This is a genomic window from Tsukamurella hominis (assembly GCF_965137015.1).
Classification (GTDB): domain Bacteria; phylum Actinomycetota; class Actinomycetes; order Mycobacteriales; family Mycobacteriaceae; genus Tsukamurella; species Tsukamurella hominis.
The window spans coordinates 1-19290 of record NZ_CBCRZG010000015.1; the positions used below are offsets into that span (position 1 = coordinate 1).

General features: G+C 70.1%; 16 protein-coding genes. 4 read left to right on the plus strand and 12 right to left on the minus strand.

What is annotated here, in order from left to right; translation table 11 throughout:
* Positions 1-3406 (plus strand): multifunctional oxoglutarate decarboxylase/oxoglutarate dehydrogenase thiamine pyrophosphate-binding subunit/dihydrolipoyllysine-residue succinyltransferase subunit (locus ACM9LD_RS17490; RefSeq protein ID WP_415677848.1); only part of this gene is annotated, 3406 nt, incomplete at its 5' end.
* Positions 3407-3733: 327 nt separating this feature from the next.
* Here the strand turns inward: ACM9LD_RS17490 and ACM9LD_RS17495 are convergent.
* Complete coding sequence (locus ACM9LD_RS17495) at positions 3734-4393, minus strand: TetR/AcrR family transcriptional regulator (RefSeq protein WP_415677849.1); 660 nt, start codon at positions 4391-4393, stop codon at positions 3734-3736.
* Positions 4394-4519: 126 nt separating this feature from the next.
* Between ACM9LD_RS17495 and ACM9LD_RS17500 the strand changes: the two genes are divergently transcribed.
* Entirely contained in the window at positions 4520-5350 is an 831-nt protein-coding gene (locus tag ACM9LD_RS17500; RefSeq protein ID WP_415677850.1) for an SDR family NAD(P)-dependent oxidoreductase, read from the plus strand.
* 67 nt (positions 5351-5417) lie between these two features.
* Here the strand turns inward: ACM9LD_RS17500 and ACM9LD_RS17505 are convergent, their stop codons facing one another.
* A complete protein-coding gene (locus tag ACM9LD_RS17505) occupies positions 5418-6323 on the minus strand; it encodes a glycine betaine ABC transporter substrate-binding protein (protein ID WP_415677851.1) in 906 nt (301 codons plus the stop codon).
* 53 nt (positions 6324-6376) lie between these two features.
* Here ACM9LD_RS17505 and corA point away from each other — a divergent pair, with 53 nt between their 5' ends.
* Positions 6377-7471 carry a magnesium/cobalt transporter CorA gene (gene corA / locus ACM9LD_RS17510; protein WP_415677951.1) on the plus strand — a complete coding sequence of 365 codons (1095 nt, stop codon included), beginning with the start codon at positions 6377-6379 and terminating at the stop codon, positions 7469-7471.
* 76 nt (positions 7472-7547) lie between these two features.
* Here the strand turns inward: corA and ACM9LD_RS17515 are convergent, their stop codons facing one another.
* Together ACM9LD_RS17515 and ACM9LD_RS17520 are read right to left on the minus strand one after the other, a co-directional pair.
* A complete protein-coding gene (locus tag ACM9LD_RS17515; RefSeq protein WP_415677852.1) occupies positions 7548-8144 on the minus strand; it encodes a suppressor of fused domain protein in 597 nt (198 codons plus the stop codon).
* Positions 8145-8155: 11 nt separating this feature from the next.
* Positions 8156-9181: a LacI family DNA-binding transcriptional regulator gene (locus ACM9LD_RS17520; protein WP_415677952.1), complete on the minus strand. Its 1026-nt coding sequence runs from the start codon at positions 9179-9181 to the stop codon at positions 8156-8158.
* A 146-nt stretch (positions 9182-9327) separates the two neighbouring features.
* On the opposite strand from ACM9LD_RS17520, the gene ACM9LD_RS17525 reads away from it, so the two are divergent.
* A complete protein-coding gene (locus ACM9LD_RS17525) occupies positions 9328-10977 on the plus strand; it encodes a glycoside hydrolase family 13 protein (RefSeq protein ID WP_415677853.1) in 1650 nt (549 codons plus the stop codon).
* Positions 10978-11040: 63 nt separating this feature from the next.
* On the opposite strand, the gene ACM9LD_RS17530 is transcribed toward ACM9LD_RS17525, so the two are convergent.
* The 8 genes from ACM9LD_RS17530 to ACM9LD_RS17565 form a co-directional block, all read right to left on the minus strand.
* On the minus strand, positions 11041-11907 hold the full coding sequence (locus ACM9LD_RS17530; RefSeq protein WP_415677854.1) for a chromosome partitioning protein ParB: 867 nt from the start codon (positions 11905-11907) through the stop codon (positions 11041-11043).
* Complete coding sequence (locus tag ACM9LD_RS17535; protein WP_415677855.1) at positions 11897-12571, minus strand: metallophosphoesterase family protein; 675 nt, start codon at positions 12569-12571, stop codon at positions 11897-11899. Before ACM9LD_RS17535 ends, ACM9LD_RS17530 begins: the two co-directional genes overlap by 11 nt.
* Before the next feature lie 7 nt (positions 12572-12578).
* Positions 12579-13760 (minus strand): ABC transporter ATP-binding protein, encoded by a 1182-nt coding sequence (locus tag ACM9LD_RS17540; RefSeq protein ID WP_415677856.1) that lies wholly within the window; start codon positions 13758-13760, stop codon positions 12579-12581.
* A 28-nt stretch (positions 13761-13788) separates the two neighbouring features.
* Positions 13789-14622 (minus strand): carbohydrate ABC transporter permease, encoded by an 834-nt coding sequence (locus ACM9LD_RS17545; protein WP_415677857.1) that lies wholly within the window; start codon positions 14620-14622, stop codon positions 13789-13791.
* A gap of 13 nt (positions 14623-14635) precedes the next feature.
* A complete protein-coding gene (locus ACM9LD_RS17550) occupies positions 14636-15577 on the minus strand; it encodes a carbohydrate ABC transporter permease (protein WP_415677858.1) in 942 nt (313 codons plus the stop codon).
* The gene (locus ACM9LD_RS17555; protein ID WP_415677859.1) at positions 15574-16935 is read right to left on the minus strand and encodes an extracellular solute-binding protein; all 1362 of its coding nucleotides are present in this window, start codon (positions 16933-16935) and stop codon (positions 15574-15576) included. The genes ACM9LD_RS17550 and ACM9LD_RS17555 overlap by 4 nt, the downstream gene beginning before the upstream one ends.
* Positions 16936-17137: 202 nt before the next feature.
* The gene (locus ACM9LD_RS17560; RefSeq protein ID WP_415677860.1) at positions 17138-17899 is read right to left on the minus strand and encodes a TetR/AcrR family transcriptional regulator; all 762 of its coding nucleotides are present in this window, start codon (positions 17897-17899) and stop codon (positions 17138-17140) included.
* Positions 17900-17976: 77 nt separating this feature from the next.
* Positions 17977-18978 carry an AurF N-oxygenase family protein gene (locus ACM9LD_RS17565; RefSeq protein WP_415677861.1) on the minus strand — a complete coding sequence of 334 codons (1002 nt, stop codon included), beginning with the start codon at positions 18976-18978 and terminating at the stop codon, positions 17977-17979.
* Between the last annotated feature and the right edge of the window lie 312 nt (positions 18979-19290).

The window sequence follows — 19290 nt, forward strand, 5'->3', positions numbered from 1 at the left end:
GCCCAAGGCCCCGGCCCCCGCCTCGTTCCCCGCCGAGGAGGAGCGCACCGTGCTCCGCGGCGCCGCGAACGCGGTCGTCAAGAACATGAACGCCAGCCGCGAGGTGCCGACCGCGACGTCGGTGCGCTCGATGCCGGTGAAGGTCATGTTCGACAACCGCGTGGTGATCAACAACCACCTCGCGCGCACCCGCGGCGGCAAGATCAGCTTCACCCACATCCTGGGCTACGCCCTGGTGCAGGGCGTCAAGGCCTTCCCGAACATGAACCGGCACTTCGCCGAGGTCGACGGCAAGCCGAACGCGGTGACCCCGCCGCACGTGAACCTCGGCATCGCCATCGACCTGGTCGGCAAGAACGGCAGCCGCAGCCTCGTCGTCGCGGGCGTCAAGGAAGCCGAGACGATGGACTTCGGCCAGTTCGTGGCCGCCTACGAGGACATCGTCCGCCGTGCCCGCACGGGCAAGCTCGGCGCCGAGGACTTCGCCGGCGTCACGATCTCGCTGACCAACCCCGGCGGCATCGGCACCGTGCACTCCGTGCCTCGCCTCATGGTGGGCCAGGGCGCCATCATCGGCGTCGGCGCGATGGAGTACCCCGCCGAGTTCCAGGGCGCCAGCGACGAGAAGATCGCCGAGCTCGCGGTCGGCAAGCTCACCACGCTGACCTCGACCTACGACCACCGCATCATCCAGGGCGCCGAGTCCGGCGACTTCCTGCGGTACGTCCACGAGCTGACGCTGAGCGACGACTTCTGGGACGACATCTTCCGCACGATGCACGTGCCCTACGAGCCGATCCGCTGGCGGCAGGACATCCCCGCCCACGGCATCGACAAGGACGCGCGCGTCCTCGAGCTCATCGCGGCGTACCGGGCGCGCGGCCACCTCATGGCCGACGTCGACCCGCTGCGCTACAACAACGAGAGCCTCGAGTCGCACCCCGACCTGAACGTGCTCACCTACGAGCTCACCCTCTGGGACCTGGACCGCACGTTCAACGTGGGCGGCTTCCACGGCGCCGAGCGGCTCAAGCTGCGCAAGGTGCTCTCGGTGCTGCGCGACGCCTACTGCCGGCACGTCGGCATCGAGTACGCGCACATCCTCGAGCCGGAGCAGCAGAAGTGGCTGCAGGAGCGCGTGGAGACGAAGGACATCAAGCCCACCGTCGCCGAGCAGAAGTACATCCTCAGCAAGCTCAACGCGGCGGAGGCCTTCGAGACCTTCCTGCAGACCAAGTACGTCGGCCAGAAGCGCTTCTCGCTCGAGGGCGCCGAGTCGGTCATCCCGATGATGGACGCGGTGCTGGACCAGGCCGCCGAGCACCAGCTCGACGAGGTCGTCATCGGCATGCCGCACCGCGGCCGGCTGAACGTGCTGGCGAACATCGTCGGCAAGCCCTACAGCAAGATCTTCACCGAGTTCGAGGGCAACCTGAACCCGTCGCAGGCGCACGGCTCCGGCGACGTGAAGTACCACCTCGGCGCCGAGGGCAAGTACTACCAGATGTTCGGCGAGAACGAGATCACCGTCTCGCTGGTCGCCAACCCCTCGCACCTCGAGGCGGTCGACCCGGTGCTCGAGGGCATCGTGCACGCCAAGCAGGACATGAAGAACCCGCCCGAGGGCGAGCACCCGATCATGCCGCTGATGCTGCACGGCGACGCGGCCTTCGCCGGCCAGGGCGTCGTGGCGGAGACGCTGAACATGGCGAACCTGCCGGGCTTCTCCAACGGCGGCACGATCCACATCGTGGTGAACAACCAGGTGGGCTTCACCACCTCGCCGGAGAACTCGCGCAGCTCGCAGTACTGCACCGACGTGGCGAAGATGATCGGCGCCCCGATCTTCCACGTCAACGGCGATGACCCCGAGGCCTGCGTGTGGGTGGCCAAGCTGGCGGTCGACTTCCGTGAGAAGTTCGACAAGGACGTCGTCATCGACCTCGTCTGCTACCGCCGCCGCGGCCACAACGAGGGCGACGACCCGTCGATGACCCAGCCCGGCATGTACGACGTGATCGACACCAAGCGCGGTGTGCGCAAGTCCTACACCGAGGCCCTCATCGGTCGTGGCGACATCTCGACCAAGGAGGCCGAGGACGCGCTGCGCGACTACCAGGGCCAGCTGGAGCGGGTGTTCAACGAGGTCAAGGAGCTCGAGAAGTTCCAGGCCGAGCCCGCCCCGTCGATCATCGCCGACCAGCCGCTGCCGAGCTCGCTCGTGACCGCGGTGCCGCTGGAGCAGATCCAGCGCGTGGGCGACGCGTACGCGAACGTCCCCGAGGGCTTCACGGTGCACCCGCGCGTGGCCCCCGTGGTCAAGCGCCGTTTCGAGATGTCGCGCGACGGCGGCATCGACTGGGCCTTCGGCGAGCTGCTCGCCTTCGGCACGCTGCTCGAGGAGGGCCGCACGGTCCGCCTGGCCGGCCAGGACAGCCGTCGCGGCACCTTCACGCAGCGCCACGCGGTGCTCATCGACCGCCAGTCGGGCGCGGAGTACACCCCGCTCGACCACCTCGGCCCCGACGGCACGCCGTCCCCGGGCAAGTTCATGGTCTACGACTCGGCGCTGACCGAGTTCGCGGGCCTGGGCTTCGAGTACGGCTACTCCGTGGCCGACGAGTCGGCGCTGGTGTGCTGGGAGGCGCAGTTCGGCGACTTCGTCAACGGCGCCCAGTCGATCATCGACGAGTTCATCAGCTCGGGCGAGGCCAAGTGGGGCCAGACCTCGGGCGTCACGCTGCTGCTCCCCCACGGCCACGAGGGCCAGGGCCCGGACCACACGTCGGCCCGCATCGAGCGCTTCCTGCAGCTGTGCGCCGAGGGCTCGATGACGGTCGCCATGCCGTCGACGCCGGCCTCGTACTTCCACCTGCTGCGCCGCCACGCCCTCGACGGCGTGCGTCGCCCGATGGTGGTCGCGACGCCGAAGTCGATGCTGCGCAACAAGGCCGCCGTCAGCCCCGTCGAGGACTTCACCAGCGGCAAGTTCCGCTCGGTGATCGACGACCCGGCGTTCGAGGTGGAGGGCGGCGACCGCAGCAAGGTCACCAAGCTGCTGCTGGTCTCCGGCAAGCTCTACTACGAGCTGGAGGCGCGCCGGAAGAAGGACGGCCGCGACGACGTCGCGATCGTGCGCATGGAGCAGCTGTACCCGCTCCCCTCGCGGCGCCTGCCGGCCACGCTCGACCTGTACCCCAACGCCACCGACGTGCGCTGGGTGCAGGAGGAGCCGGCCAACCAGGGCGCGTGGCCGTTCTTCGGCCTCGCCCTGCCGGAGCTGGACGGCCGTCTCGTCGGCATCAAGCGCGTCTCGCGCCGCGCCATGTCGGCCCCGTGCTCGGGCTCGTCCAAGGTGCACGCCGTCGAGCAGGCCCAGATCATCGACGAGGCCTTCGTCCTCTGATCCGCTGAGCCAGTAGAAGGGCCGGTCCTCCCTCGGGAGGACCGGCCCTTCTTCTCGATCCGACGGTGCGCCCGACCTCCCCGGTTCCGCGCACGCGCCACGTCCGCACAGCCGCGCCACATGCGCGTCGACTCACCCGCGCACGCGGCACGTGCGCGAGCGGTGGCGCCGTGGCCGCTGACGGGTTCGGAACGAGGGACGGGTGGGGGCGACGCCGCCGAGCGCATCGGAGCGACCGAGCCGCTGGGCGAGGGAGCGAGGTCTAAGCGAGCGGCGACGCCGCCACCCGGCCCAGCTGGCCCGGCCCGACGCGGCCGAAGCGCACCGTCAGGCCGCGCCCGACGTGAGATCCAGCCCGACCGCCCCCGCCATCCCCACGAACATGGTCGCGAGATGGTCGACGACCTCGTCGCGGGTCATGGTGGCGAAGCCGGCGTTCTCGTCGAGCCACTGCACGAGGGTCTCCTCGACGACGGCGATCCAGCCGTGCACGGCGAGCACGAAGCGGGGCGAGCGCTCGATGCCGATGTTCTCGGCCTGGTTCACGAACTGATCGACGATCTGCTCCCGGACGGACTTCACGGCGGTGCGGATCCGCGGCTCCGACCAACTGACGCCCGCGAGCATCGGCAGCAGGGACTGCCGGTTCTCCATGATGTGGTCGACGTAGGTGCCCAGGGTCGAGGTGAGGATCGGCATCACATCGGTGATGTCCGCAGGATCGCGGTCCGGGGTGGCGACCTCGCCGACGATCCGCGCCTGCTCCTCCACGAGCGCGACCTGGAAGTCGAGCTTGGAGTCGAAGTAGTGGAACAGCAGGCCGGCGGAGACGCCCGCCTGGCTCGCGATGTCTTCGATGGACACCTGCTCGAGCGCCTGATGCTTCAGACTGAGCAGGCCCAGGTCGATGAACTGCTGGCGCCGAGCTTGGGGGCTGAGCCGGGTGCGCTTGCGCCCCACCGCTGCGGCGACGGACTTTCTGGTCACCTACTGAATCATACTCAATAGGTCGTTGACAGACCTCGTATCCCGACCCTACTGTCGAGTAAGTACGCCGCGCACCTGCTCACAGCGGGCGCACGGCCACGACCAGTGTGAGGGATGAACAAGAGAATGAAGAGTTTCCGCGGCAAGGTCGCCGTCATCACCGGAGCCGCCTCCGGCATGGGCCGTGAACTGGCACTGCAGCTCGCCGACGAGGGCGCGAAGCTCTCGCTCTGCGACTACGACCCCACCGGCCTCGAGCAGACCGCAGAGCTGGCCCGCGCCCGCGGTGCCGAGGTGCACACCAAGGTGGTCAACGTCGGCGAGCGCGAGCAGCTCCTCGCCTATGCCGACGACGTGGTCGAGCACTACGGCACCGTCAACCTGCTGTTCAACAACGCCGGCATCGCGCACCACGAGCCCGTGGAGACCACGTCCTTCAAGGACTACGACCGGGTCATGGACATCGACTTCTGGGGCGTGGTGAACGGCACCAAGGCGTTCCTGCCGCACCTCATCGCCTCCGGCGACGCGCACATCGTCAACACCAGCTCGCTGTTCGGCCTGCTGTCCGTGGGCGGCCAGAGCGCCTACAACGCCGCCAAGTTCGGCGTGCGCGGCTTCACCGAGGCCCTCCGCATCGAGATGCTCTCGAGTGACCACAACGTCGGCGTGACCTGCGTGCACCCCGGCGGCATCAAGACCGCGATCGCGCGCAACGCCACCGGCGCGGAGGGCAAGGACGCGGCCCACACCGCCGAGCTCTTCGACAAGTACCTCGCCCGCACCGAGGCCGACGACGCCGCGCGCACCATTCTCAACGGGGTCAAGAAGAACCGCGGCCGCGTGCTCATCGGCGCCGACGCGAAGATCATCGACGTCCTCGTGCGCCTCGGCGGCTCGGCCTACGAGCGGGTGAACGCCCTCGTCGACCAGCAGCTCAACAAGCGGCTGAAGTAGCCGTTTCGCCGTCTCAGCCGCCCCGCCTCGCCCGTCGAGCGCGGGGCGGTCCGCGTGCGGAGGGAACTCAGTTCAGGGTGTGCTCGGCGGCCCAGTCGCCGGCCGCCTGCTCGGGCGTGCGCTCCCCCGACTCGACCTGCGCGACCATCTCGGCCAGGTCCGCGGTGGTGAGCTCGCCCGCGATCGCGGAGAGCCGCTTGGTCTGCGCCACCGTCAGGCCGTCGCGCCGCACCAGCGGCACGACGGCCCGTGAGGGGACGGCCCCGTCGGGATCGGCGACCTGGACGAGATCCTTGGACGCCGATGAGAGCGTGCCGAGCTGCGCCAGCGCGGCCCGGCCCTCGCGGACGGCGCGGGCGGCGGCGGCCTCGTCGGAGACGGCGACGACCGTCCCCGTCGGGCAGCCGTAGCGCGCCCGCAGGTCCGAGGGCGACCCCGCCGGCACCGCGACGGCGCCCGACAGACCCTCGCAGCCCCGGAGCGTCGCGGACGGGGCCTCCTTGGGAGCGAAGAGCATCGGCTGATCGAGCGCGAGCGTCGGATCACCCAGGCCCAGCCCCTCGGGGAGCACGGCGCTCAGCGCGACGAACTGCGCGTCCCACTGTGCCCGCGGATTCTCGGACTCCTCTTCCTTCGCCTTCGTCGGCTGCGCGGCGCCGGGCCGATAGCGATCCCACAGGGCGCCGGTCAGCGCGGGCGCGACGGTGATGTCGCCCCGCTCGACGGCGGCGACGGCCGAGTCCTCCCCCGGCCCGAGCCCCAGCCGCGTCTCGACCGGCGTGCCCGCCATGCGCAGGGCGCCCGCGTAGATCAGGGCTTCGATCTTCGAGGCGGCGGCCCCCGACGAGCCGACCGTGACCGTGCCGGGCGCGGTGCGCGGGCCCAGGTCCGCGGCGTCGCCGGGATCCGAGCAGCCCGCCAGGACCAGCGCGACGAGGGCCGCGGCGGCGAGGCGGGGCGTGCGAGTTCTCACGCCTACTTTCTACCCGGCGCCGCCGCGGCCCGGCAGCCTGGCCCGGGTCTACTATCTCGTCCATGCCCTCCATCCCGTCCATGCCCCGGCCCGGCGCCGGGCGCCGCGAGGTCCGCGAGGCCGACGTCCCGCGCGTCCCCGTGCCCGTGGCCCGCGCCGTCGTCGACTGCGGCGTCTACGTCGACGGGGTGCGCCTGCCCGGCCGGTTCGGCTACGTCGAGGCGATCGAGGAGGTCCGGCGCCGCGGCGAGGGCTACGTGTGGGTCGGCCTGCTCGACCCGGACCAGCACCAGATGGACGAGGTGGCCCGCGTCTTCGGCCTGCACCCGCTGACCGTCGAGGACACGCTGGTCACGCACACCCGGCCCAAGGTCGACCGGTTCGACGACACCCTCTTCCTCATCCTCAAGACCGTGAACTACGTGGGCCACGACCGCACGGACCCCATGGCGCGGATCGTCGAGACCGGCGAGGTCATGGTTCTCGTCGGGCCCGACCACGTCATCACCGTCCGGCACGGCGACCACGGCAGCCTGCGGCGCGTCCGCCGCAACCTCGAGGCCAATCCGGAGCTGCTGAAGCTGGGACCGTCGGCGGTGATGCACGCCGTGGCCGACCACGTGGTGGACAGCTACGTCGCGGTCTCCGACCTCCTCGAGGACGACATCGACCGGGTCGAGGAGGACGTCTTCCGCGCCGGCGCCCGCACCCAGGTCGACGAGATCTACCAGCTCAAGCGCGACATCGTGGAGCTGCGCCGCGGCATCCACCCGCTGTCCCACGCGCTGAAGCGACTGACCTGCGACTTCAGCGACATCATCCCGCACGAGATCCAGCGCTACTTCTCTGACGTGCTCGACCACCAGGCGATGGTCGCCGACCACGTGGAGACCTATAACGACGTGCTGAGCTCCCTCATCGACGCGGCCGTCGCGAAGATCGGGATGCAGCAGAACGAGGACATGCGCAAGATGTCCGCGATCATCGGCCTGGTCGCGGTGCCCACCATGATCGCCGGCGTCTACGGCATGAACTTCGACAACATGCCCGAGCTGCACTGGCAGTACGGCTACTTCATCGTGCTCGCGATCATGCTCGTCGCCTGTCTCGGCCTGTTCGTCGTGTTCCGCAAGATCAAGTGGCTGTAGCGCTCACGATGTTGCGTTCTGCGGCGGTGGAGGTGTCCTCACGCACGTCCGGGCCCGCAGAACGTGAATTCGTGAACTAGACCGCCCGCGCGGCGGGTCGGCCCGGGTCTGCGGGGTCGATGCCGGCCTCCGCCCACGCCTCGCGCAGCGCCGTCGCGCCCTTGAGCCGCACCCACGCCGCCTCGTTGGCGGTGATGGGGTCGGCGCGCAGGAAGCGCACCGGCTCGCCGTCCGCGCGATCGAGGTCCGGCACGGCCGACTCCCCCAACAGCACCGCGGTGAACGGCGCGCCCGCCCACAGCGGCGCGCTCAGGTCGACGAGGGCATCGGGCGCGAGCACCAGACCCTCGACCGCGGGCGTGGCGGCGAGGATCGCCAGCGACCGGTGCACCCCGTCGAGCGCGGCGCCGGGACCGTCGTCCGCGGGGCGCAGCTCCAGGATCACCTCGGCGCGCGGCCCGTCGTCGGCGGTGACCAGCGCGTTGGGATCGGTCATGGCGTGCCGCGAGCAGCCGACGCTGGCGAAGGCGACGAGCGGATCCCCCACCCAGCGCTGGATCGTCATCGGCTCGAGCCCGAGGAAGGTGACCGATGCCGAGGCGGGCGGCGCGAAGCCGCGGTCCGCGTAGTGCTCGGCGAGGTGCGCCCGAACGGCGTCGACGACGGAAGTCACGGGTTCCGATCCTACGGACCCGGTGGCGCCGGGCGCGGCGGACGGGGGGCCGCGGTGCTGCCGCGGTCGAGGAACACCGGAGCACTGAGCATCTGGAGGTCCGCCGCGGGCTCGCCGGCGACGCGGCGCAGCAGGAACTCGATCGCGCGGCGCGCCATCGCGGTGTGATCCGGTCCGATGCTGGTGAGCCTCGGGCGGGTCAGTTCCCCGGTCTCCGTTCCCGCGAACACCGTGAGCACCGAGAGGTCCTGCGGAACGCGCGCCCCCGCGGCGACGGCCGCCGAGATCATGCCCAACCCGGCCGGCTCGTTGCAGAGGAGCACACCGGTCGCGCCCGCGGCGGCGACGCCGCCGTAGGCGTCCCATCCCCCGGCGAAGGTGGCCGCGGTCGGGACGACGCGGGAACGAACGCCGTGTCGGCGGGCGGCCGCGTCGACGGCGGCGAGCGAGCGCACGGCGAACCCCGGGGCGTGGGATCGGTCCACCGCCGGCCCCGTGAGGACAGCCACGTCGCGGTGCCCCCGCTCCGCGAGATGCGCGACCGCCTCCTCCGCCGCGGCGTCGAAGTCCGCGTCGCAGAACGCGGTTCCCTCGACGTCGTCGGTCCGACCGACGAGGACGAACGGCACACCCGCCTCGCGGAGGTAGTCGACGCGCGCGTCCGCGGTGTACACCTCCATCACCACGAAGCCGTCGACGAGCCCCTGCCGCACGGTCTCCCGTACCGGCCCCGCGTCGTCGGCCGGCCCCGGCAACAGCATCAGGTGCGAGCCCCGTGCGCGTGCCTCGTCCGCGGCGGCGGTGAGATAGCCCGCGGTGTCCACGCCGCGACCGAGCGTCTCGGTCGAGAGCAGCAGTCCGAGCAGGCCGGTGCGTGTTCCGGCGAGGGCACGGGCGAGCACGTTGGGCGCGTAGTCGAGCGACTCCATCGCGGCGAGGACCCGCTCGCGGGTCTCCGCGGAGATCGGACGGGTGCCGCTGAGGACGTAGGAGACGGTGCTGCGCGAGACGCCCGCCAGACGCGCGACGTCGGCCATGGTCGTCACGGATGCACCTCCCCTCGTCCGCCGCCCGGCGGACGGCGAAACACCGCATCCGATCCTACGGATCCGTTACGCTCGGGAGGCGTTGTCGACGCGCGTCGACGATTGTCGTCGACGGAGACGCCTTCGAAGGGAGTGTTGTGGTTCTCAAGGACCTCGGAACGGCCGATTGGTGGCGCCAGGCGGCGGTCTACCAGATCTATCCGCGCAGCTTCGCGGACTCCGACGGCGACGGGATCGGCGACCTGCCGGGTATCACCTCGCGCGTGCCGTACCTCCGCGAGCTCGGCATCGACGCGGTGTGGTTGAGCCCATTCTACCCCTCCGAGCTCGCCGACGGCGGCTACGACGTGGCGGACTACCGCGACGTGGACCCGCGCCTCGGCACCCTCGACGACTTCGACGCGATGACCACCGCGCTGCATGACGCCGGTATCAAGCTGATCGTCGACATCGTGCCCAATCACACTTCCGACCAGCACGAATGGTTCCAGGCCGCCCTCGCCGCGGGCCGCGGCTCCGACGAGCGGGCCCGATACCACTTCTTCGAGGGCAAGGGCGAGAACGGCGACCAGCCGCCCAACGACTGGCAGTCGCACTTCGGCGGTCCGGCGTGGCACCGCGTCGCCGAGCCCGACGGCTCGCCCGGCCAGTGGTACCTGCACATGTTCGCCCGCGAACAGCCGGACCTGAACTGGGAGCGGGCGGACGTCCGCGCCGACTTCGAGAACACCCTGCGATTCTGGTCGGACCGCGGGGTCGACGGCTTCCGCATCGACGTCGCGCACTACCTGCGCAAGGACCTCAGCGAACCCTTCGCCCCGTTCGCCGTGGTCGGACTGGGCGAGTTGACGCTCAATCCCGACCACCCCTTCTCGGACCGCGACGAGGTGCACGAGATCTACCGCGCGTGGCGCAAGGTCTTCGACGAGTACGAGCCGCCCCGCACCGCGGTCGCCGAGGCGTGGGTCCACAAGTCCCGGCTCGCCCCGTACGCGAGCCCGGACGGGCTCGGGCAGGCCTTCAACTTCGACCTGCTGGTCTCGGAGTTCGAGGCCTCACAGTTCCGGGAGATCATCGACGAGAACGTCCAGCGTGCCGAGGAGACCGGATCGTCGAGCACCTGGGTCCTGTCGAATCACGACGTGACCCGGCACGCCACCCGCTACGGCCTTCCGGCCGGCCTCGGGCACCACGCCGCGGCCTGGACGCTGGCGGGCGGATCGCACGACGAGGTGGACACCGAGCTCGGTGAGCGACGCGCTCGCGCAGCGACGATGCTCCTCCTGGCCCTCCCCGGTTCCACGTACCTGTACCAGGGCGAGGAACTGGGCCTGCACGAGGTGGGCGACATCCCCGCCGAGGCGCGCCAGGACCCGACCTACTTCCGGACCGAGGGCAAGGAGGTCGGGCGGGACGGCTGCCGCGTGCCCCTGCCCTGGACCGGTACCGGGCCCTCGTACGGCTTCGGGTCCGACGGTGCGCACCTGCCGCAGCCGGCGTGGTTCGCGGACTACGCGGTCGCGGTCGAGGACGACGATCCCGGGTCGACCCTGAACCTGTACCGGCGGGCGCTGGCACTGCGCGCCGACCTGCAGAGCGCGGAGTCGCTGACCTGGATCCCGCATCCGTCGGCATCGGTGCTCGCCTTCGAGCGGCCCGGCGGATGGCGGTCGTACACCAACTTCGGCGCGGAGCCGGTGGAGCTGCCCGAGGGCCGGATCCTGCTCGCCAGCACGGAGTTCGAGGGCGATCGGCTCCCCGGTGCGACGACGGTCTGGATGCGCTGACCCGACCTGCGCGCTCCACGCGCGTCGGGGTCGGAGCCTCCGCCCCCGACGGCGGACGCCCGCCTAGAAGAACTTGCCCGGTTGCCAGGGCGGGTTCTGCGCGGAGACCTCGTGGATGATCTCGGGCGTCCAGACGTGCTTGCGCACCAGCCTGTACCGCTCGCAGGCGACGAACAGGTACACCTCGGCGTCGGTGGAGGACTGCATGATCCCGGCGGCCCGTGCCATCTCGATGACGGGCGCGAACTCCTCCTCGTACCAGCGGCCGGCGACGACCGCGCGGGAGAGGTACTCCCCCGCGTCCTGGATCAGCCGGAAGCCCCATGCCTCCACCGATTCCGCGAGCACGGAGTAGTCCCAGGCATTCGTGAAGCGGATCCGCTCCCGCGCGGCGCCCTCCAACGGCACCCGCTCCAGGAACAACCGCCGGTGATCCTTGAGCAGCAGGTCGGAACGGACCGCGATGCCGCCCGAGCCGATCCTCGTGACGACCTCGGTGACCTCGGCGTCGATGGTGGTGAAGCCACGGGCGAAGGCGATCGACACCCGGTGATGGCCGTCGACCACGAAGTACAGGTCGCCGACCTTCTTCAGCTCGACGGGCGGCATCGCCTCGCCGCGCCGCTGCGCCGCCGCCAGCCGCTGCCAGCGGGCCCGCAATGCGGGCGAGCGGGGCCGGAAGTAGCGGTCGAAGTCGCGGGTGCGGTCGACGCTGCCCACGATCTGTGCGACGGGCACCACCTGGAGCCCCAACGACCGTTCGGACACGAAGCCGAGCGCCGAGACGACCTCGTCGTAGGGCAGGACCTCGGTGACGTCGCCGGGCTGGCCGCGCACCCACGACGCGAGGCGGGCGATGTTGGCCCGGCGCCGGGACCGCTCGAAGTCGGTGCGGGCGTCCTCGTCGGGGAACCCGGTGTCACGCGCCACGACGTCGCTCCTTCAGGCGGTAGGTTCCGGGGCTCCCCGGAGTGATCTCGAAGTACGTGTATCCGACGGTGTTCAGCACGGGCACGCCGTCGATCTCGTGGTCCGGTCCCGGGCGGCCGAACGGGTGCACGTGCCCGTGCACGAACACCTGCGGCCGCAGCTTCTCGACCAGCCCGCCGAGCGCCGCGAGACCCCGGTGCGGGCCGTCCTCCCCGTCGCCGACGCCCCGCGCGGGCGAGTGCGCGAGCACCACGTCGACCGGCCGCCGGCCCGCCGCGAACCGTACCCGCCAGGCCCGACGCGTGGCCTGCGCCTGCGTCCACTGGTTCGGCCCGCCGCGGTACCGGACGGAGCCGCCGAGGCCCGCCACCGTCAAGCCCTCGACGGTGACGACGCGGCCGTCCGCGTTCACCCCGCCACGCGGGCCGGGCGGCTCGCACGGCACCCCGCCGCGGACGAATCCGCCGCGGGTCCGGCGGTACCCGGAGTGGTCCGGGTCGTGGTTGCCGGGGACGAAGACGCAGGGCACCTCGTAGCGGTCGACGAGCGACTCCAGGTACGCACCGGGCAGGTCGCCCGCCCCGAGGATCAGGTCGGGGCGCAGTGTCGACGAGGCCAGGGCCAGGCCCGGAACCTCCTCGTCGCTGACGGCGAGCACCCGCACGGCGGACCTAGAGAGCCAGGTTGCGCCCGGTCGCGGCGTCGAAGACCGCGATCTTCGTCGGGTCGTAGAACAGGTCCACCTCGGCGCCGCGGGCGGCGTTCGAATCGGCGGACAGACGCGCCACGATCTCGTCGACCCCGGCGGGCGGCGCCTGCTGCTGGCCCGCCCGGAGGTCGCCGAGGACGTCCGTGCGGGCGTCGTCGGCCGGGACGGCGAAGTGGATGAACTTGTCCGAGCCCATCGATTCGAGGACGTCGACCCGGGCGCGGAAGGTGAGGCCGCCGACGCGCTGGTTCGGGTCGAGCAGTCGGGCGTCCTCGAAGTGCTCGGGGCGGATGCCGACCACGACGTCGCCGGTCTTGTTGCCGGCGGCGGAGGCCTTCTCGGCCAGCTGCGGCGCGTCGAGCAGCAGGATCTCGCCGAGCGCGGTGTCGATGCCCACGGAGGTGAGGCGGCCGGGCACGAAGTTCATCGCCGGGGAGCCGATGAAGCCGGCGACGAACAGGTTGTTCGGGCGGTCGTAGAGCTCCTGCGGGGCGCCGATCTGCTGCACGTCGCCGCTCTTGAGCACCACGACGCGGTCTCCGAGGGTCATCGCCTCGGTCTGGTCGTGCGTCACGTAGACCATCGTCGTGCCGAGGCGCTTCTGCAGGCGGCTGACCTCGGTGCGCATCTGCACGCGGAGCTTCGCGTCGAGGTTCGACAGCGGCTCGTCCATGAGGAATGCCTTGGGGCTGCGGACGATCGCGCGGCCCATCGCGACGCGCTGCCGCTGGCCGCCCGAGAGCTGCGACGGCCGGCGGTCGAGGTGCTGCGTGAGGTCCAGTGTGCGGGCGGCGTCCTCGACGGCGGCGTTGATCTCGTCCTTGGGCAGCTTCGCCAGCTTGAGCGGGAAGGCGATGTTCTCACGCACCGTCATGTGCGGGTACAGCGCGTAGGACTGGAAGACCATCGCGATGTCGCGGTCCTTCGGCGCCTTCTCGTTGACCCGCTCGCCGCCGATGCGCAGCTCGCCCGAGGAGATGTCCTCGAGGCCGGCGATCATGTTGAGCGTGGTGGACTTGCCGCAGCCCGACGGGCCCACCAGGATCACGAACTCACCGTCGGCGATCTGCAGGTTGATGTCGCTGACGGCGGTGGAGCCGTCGGGGTAGGTCTTCTTGACGTGGTCCAGGACGATGTCGGCCATGTGATTGCTCCTCGAATACTTTCCGGCGTCAGCCCTTGACCGCGCCGGAGGTCAGTCCGGCGACGATCCGTCGTTGGAAGATCAGGACGAAGATGATGATGGGGATCGTGATGATGACCGCTGCCGCGGCGATGGATCCGGTGGGCTCCTCGAACTGCGAGCTACCGGTGAAGTTCACGATCGCCACCGGTGCGGTGATCGACCGCTCGGTCGCGGTGAGGGACACGCCGAACAGCAGGTCGTTCCACGCCGCGATGAACACCAGGATCGCAGCGGTGACCACGCCGGGGATCGCGAGCGGTGCGATCACCTGACGGAAGGCCTGGGCCGGGGTGGCGCCGTCCATCTTGGCGGCCTTCTCCAGCTCCCAGGGGATCTCGCGGAAGAACGCGGAGAGCGTGTACACGCACAACGGCAACGCGAAGGTCACGTTCGGCAGGATCAGGCCCGGCCAGGTGTCGAACAGGCCGACGGCGCGCTCGATGTTGAACAGCGGGGTGATCAGCGAGATCTGCGGGAACATGGCGATCAGCAGCGCCGCCCCGATGAACAGCTTCTTACCCGGGAAGTTCAAGCGCGCCACCGCGTACGCGGCGAACATGCCGATGATCACGGCGATCACGGTCGAGATCAACGCGACGCCGATCGAGTTGATGAGCGGGCGGATGAAGCCGCTGCCCTCGAAGATCGCCGAGTAGTTGTCCATGGTCACGCTCTTCGGGATGAAGTTCCCGTCCGTCACCGCTGCCGGGGACTTGAGGGAGAGCGAAACGATCCACAACACGGGGATCAATGCGTAACAGACGACCAGAAGGTCGATCACACTCCAGGCGACCTTGCGCCCTGCGGTACTCGTTGCCATCGCCGAGCGCCCCCTACCTCTGGTCCTGGTCGGAGCCCGGCACTGCGGTGCCGAACGCCTTGACGAAGATGAACGCGATGACCGCCACGCAGATGAAGATCAGCACCGAGATGGCCGATCCCACACCCAGGTTGAACGCTTTGAAGAGGTTGTCGTACCCGAGTATCGACACCGATCCGGTCCCGTTGGCGCCCTTGGTCAGGACGTAGATGTTGTCGAAGATGCGGAAGGCGTCCAAGGTGCGGAAGAGCAGCGCCACGAGGATCGCCGGCTTCATCAGAGGGATGATGATCTTCGTCAGCCGGGTCCACGGGCCCGCGCCGTCCATCGACGCGGCCTTGATCAGATCGTCCGGCACCAGCGCCAGGCCCGAGAGCAGCAGCAGCGCCATGAAGGGCGTGGTCTTCCACACCTCGGCCAGGATGATGATGAACAACGACGGGATCTGCTCCGTCAGCGGAGCGGTGCCGTCCGGCAACAGGTTGGCGAGATACCCGGTCTTCGGCGTCCACGCGTAGAACCACGAGAACGAGGCGGCCACCGTCACGATGCCGTACGGGATCAGCACGACGGTCCGCACGAGGCCACGGCCGACGATGGTCCGGTGCATCACCAGCGCGATCGCCAGGCCGAGCGCGAACTCGATCACCACCGAGACGACGGTGATGAACGAGGTCACCCCGAGCGCCTGCCACCAGTACGAGTCCTGCAGCACCGTGCCGTAGTTGCCGAGCCCGATGAACTCGTCCTGGCCGGGGGCCGCGAGCGAGGACTTGTGCAGGCTGAGCCAGAAGGCGTACACGATCGGGTACGCCGTCACCAGCAGCATCACCAGCGCCGCCGGCGCGATGAGCATCAGCCCCAGCTTGCGTTCCTCGCGCTGCCCCTGGGACAGCTCCGCCTTCTGCTCCGCGGGTGCCGGCGCGGCACCCCCGTTCGTGGTCGCAGTCGTCACGGGACCAGCCCCTTCTGATCGATCGCCTTCGTGGCGGCGGTGACCAACTCGTCGACGAGGGAGTCCGGATCCCACGATCCGACCGGGCTCAGCTTCGCCTGCAGCAGCGTGGACATGGCCTGGTACACGGGCGTGACCGGGCGCACCGAGGAGGTGTTCTCCTGCAACTGGTCCCGGATGAGCTTCGCCATCGGGTACACGGCCAGGTACTCCGGGTCGTCGTAGAGCGAGGGCAGGACGGGCGGCGTGCCGGCGTCGAGGCCGTAGGCCTTCTCCGACTCGTCATTCGTCATGCACTCGATGGCCTTCCACGCCAGGTCCTTCTTCGTCGACGTGGGAGACACCGCGTAGTTCGCCCCGCCGATCGTGGGGCGCGCGGGGACGCCGGGCGCGATCCGCGGGTACGTGGTGAAGTCGAACTTCTTCTGGATCACCGCGTTCATCTGCTTGAGCTGATCGTTGGTCGGCTTCTTGACCACGTCGGCGAAGCGCGTCATCTCCGGCAGGAAGGGCACGGTCCCGGCGGCCGAGTTCTGCTGCATCGCCGACAGGACGAACGGCCAGTTCACCTCGAACAGGGCGTCCCCGCGCTCCATCCCGAGCCGGATCTCCGTCTCCATGGTCTGGGTGAAGCTCGGATCGTGCCCGGGGGCGGTCGCCACGTCCTTCATCGTCCGCAGTGCCTGCACGGCGGCCTCGCGGTTCTTGCCCTCGCCGAGCACCACCCGCTTGCCGGTCTCGTCCACGACCTTGCCCCCGGCGGATTCCAACAGCGAGTTGAACCACACCGTCAAGCCCTCGTACTGCGCCGCGGTGACGCCGATCTGTGCGGGGCCGCGCTTACCGAGCGACTGCCCGGTGAAGTCCAATAACTGGGCCCACGTGAACTTCGGCGGCGCCGTGATGGGCTTACCCGTCAGCTGGGAGAGGATGTCCTTGCGGTACCAGAGCAGCTGGGTGTTGGTCCACGCCGGGACGCCGTACAGCTCGTCGGTGAACTTGGCCGTCTTCAGCGGACCAGCGAGGACCCGCTTCTCGGTGCGCTGCGCCACGTCGTCCGGCACCTTCACCGCCCACCCGGCCTGTGCGAACTCCGCCGTCCAGGTGACGTCGAGGGCCATCACGTCCAGCGACGCGTCGCCGCCGGTGATTCGGCGCGCGAGCTGGAGCCGTGCGTCGTCGGCCGACTTGGGCAACCCGTAGCCGACCACCTTGTACTCGGACGTCGAGCACTTCTCCGCCACGCGTTGCACGGTCGCGGCGCTGTCCGCGCCGACGTACACGCTGATCTCCGTGCCGCTCGCCCCCGTGCCGCAACCGGCGAGCAGGGTCGCGCCCAGGGCGGACGTCAACCCCACGGCGCCGAGCCTGGCCGGCAGGCCGTTCCGTGTTCGACTCGTTCTGCCCGCCACGCGCCGCTCCTATCCCCGCTACCGACCGGAAGCGTCGATTCGAAAAGCTAGTCGACCCGACCGGTGAGGTGAACCACATTCGGGATAATCGTGCCAGACTCACGCGCGAGAGCACGGATCTACCTGTGTTTGTTTCCGGACCTGCCGCTCACCCGCGACGAACCGCTCGTTCGGAGGCCACTCCGTCGGGCGCCAGGGATTCGAGGAAGCGGGTCAATTCCGCGTCCGGATCGACGTGCACCCCCAGGGTGCGGGCGGCACCGTCGAGTACGAACCACGTGACGTCCGTGAGCGACTCGACCACTTCGGCGCGCGTCCTGCCCCGGACGGCGGCCTCGCCGCGCACCCAGCTGGTGAGCGTGCCCTCGACCATCGTGAACACCACGAAGGGCACGCCGGCGAAGGCGGCGGGATCGAGGCCGGTGAGGGCGGCGAGGCCGTCGATCGTCTGCTCCGCCCGGGCGACCACGCGGTGCCGGAGCTCGCCGACCGCGTCGGGCGCCACGGGAACGCCGTCGGGCCCCGCCGCGTCGGTGGGGCCGGCGCGCAGCAGGTCGACGAGGCGCGGATTGTCCTGCATCCAGGTGGCGGCGCTGGCGATCGAGCGGCGCAGGATCTCCCGCAGCGAGCCGGTGGAGACGTCGAGGTCGGCCTCGAGTTCGGCGGCGAACTGGTCCACGACGAAGCCGCGGAGCCCGCGCGCGAGGTCGTCCTTGCTCTTGAACTGGCGGTAGACCACGGACTTCACGAGGCCCGCGCGCTCGGCGATGCGCCGCACCGGAATCGGGGCGCCGGGCTCCGACTCCTCGACGAGCTCGGCGGCCGCGCGCAGGATGAGGTCGCGGCGCTGCGAATTGTGGGCGCGCCAGCGCAACTCGTACCCGCTCTCGGGCTCGTGCGCCGTCGCCATACCGGGCGATGTTACGCCCGCCCGGCGGCGTCCCGGGCCCACCGGGGCGGACCCGGTGGGCCGCCCCGGGTGGGACCTCAGGCGGCGAGCTGCGCGGGCCGCGTGGGCTCGCCGCGGTACCGCGCCTTGTGCCCGTGGATCTTGAGCAGCCTCCACATCAGCCTGCCGACGGGCGTCATGAGGCCCAGGTCGTCGGCGAGGGCGCGCATCTCGGCGAAATAGTCGTTCAGGAGGGCGCGCGCCGTCGGGCCGCGCCAGAAGGCCTCGCGTTTGACCTCGCGCGGGATCTCGAACTGCTCGAAGAAGGACTTCGGCGGGGTGAAGATCTCCCCCACCAGCCAGCGCATCGCCAGCGGGAAGGCCAGCGCGCAGATCCGCTTCTGGCGCTTCGTCATGTCCCGCAGGTGGGCGTGCAGGAACTCGTGGGCGAAGGAGATGTGGCGAGCCTCCTCGGCGACGTGGATCTCCATGGTGCGCAGGACGAGCGGCGGGACCTGGCCGCCGTGCCGCATGATCGCCTTCTGGTAGTGGTCGATCGGCTCCTCGCCGCCCAGGATGCCCATGAACAGGATCACGTGCGCATAGCCGCCGAGCACGCCGATCATCGGCGAGGCCCGCCGGAACCACTTCCGCATCCCGGGGACGTCCACGTCGATCCGGTTGACCAGCTCCTGGAACATCTGGATGTGGTTGCACTCCTCCGTCATCTCGTGGAGGGAGTAGCGGAACTCCGGCGACTGGTTCGGGAGCTTCATGATGTACTGCATCATTCCGCGGATCAGGATGGATTCGAAGGCGGCGCCCACCTTGATGGTGTTGGCCATCCGCCACTTCCCGATCTCGATGCGGCGCTCCAGCGGCAGGTCGCGGTACCACTGCGTCGCGCCGAGCGAGTCGAGCGTCGGCGGCAGGACCCAGCGCGGGTCGTTCGGGTCGAGCTTCAGCTCCGGCGCGTCCCAGTCGATGTCGAGGAAGGGGTCGAACCGCCGGTGCACCGATCCCTCCGACAGGTCCTCCAGCACGTCGCGGTAACTCTGCTCCAGCTCGCGCCGGCTCACGCGCCCCAGGATGTCCGCCATGAGAGTCCTCCTTGTGATCGCTATCACTTCGGAATTTAGCAGGACTTCGTGACCCGGTAAACAGTTCGCGGAGATTCGCACTGTCGCCGCAGGTAGACGAGGGTTCGACGGTGCGCCGCGCCCGTTCTCGCACCCGGTCTGCGCCGACGCACCCGTTTCGCCCGGCGATCCGTCCTCCCGCACCCAGAACGCGCGAGCGCACCCGGCGTGCAGGGTGCGCTCGCGCATGTCGAGTGCGACAGCGGCACCGGCCGCGCACGTCGGGTGCGACAGACCTCAGCCGCCGAGATCACCGGCCGAGTCAGCCTCGAT

Excerpts from the sequence above, each read along its gene's own strand:
- ACM9LD_RS17540 (WP_415677856.1), bottom strand. The coding sequence starts at position 13,760 with ATGGCCGACATCGTCCTGGACCACGTCAAGAAGACCTACCCCGACGGC.
- ACM9LD_RS17520 (WP_415677952.1), bottom strand. The coding sequence starts at position 9,181 with ATGGCCGACGTCGCGCGTCTGGCGGGCGTCTCGCGCAGCACCGTCTCC.
- ACM9LD_RS17560 (WP_415677860.1), bottom strand. The coding sequence starts at position 17,899 with ATGGCGACGGCGCACGAGCCCGAGAGCGGGTACGAGTTGCGCTGGCGC.
- ACM9LD_RS17565 (WP_415677861.1), bottom strand. The coding sequence starts at position 18,978 with ATGGCGGACATCCTGGGGCGCGTGAGCCGGCGCGAGCTGGAGCAGAGT.
- ACM9LD_RS17545 (WP_415677857.1), bottom strand. The coding sequence starts at position 14,622 with ATGGCAACGAGTACCGCAGGGCGCAAGGTCGCCTGGAGTGTGATCGAC.
- ACM9LD_RS17500 (WP_415677850.1), top strand. The coding sequence starts at position 4,520 with ATGAAGAGTTTCCGCGGCAAGGTCGCCGTCATCACCGGAGCCGCCTCC.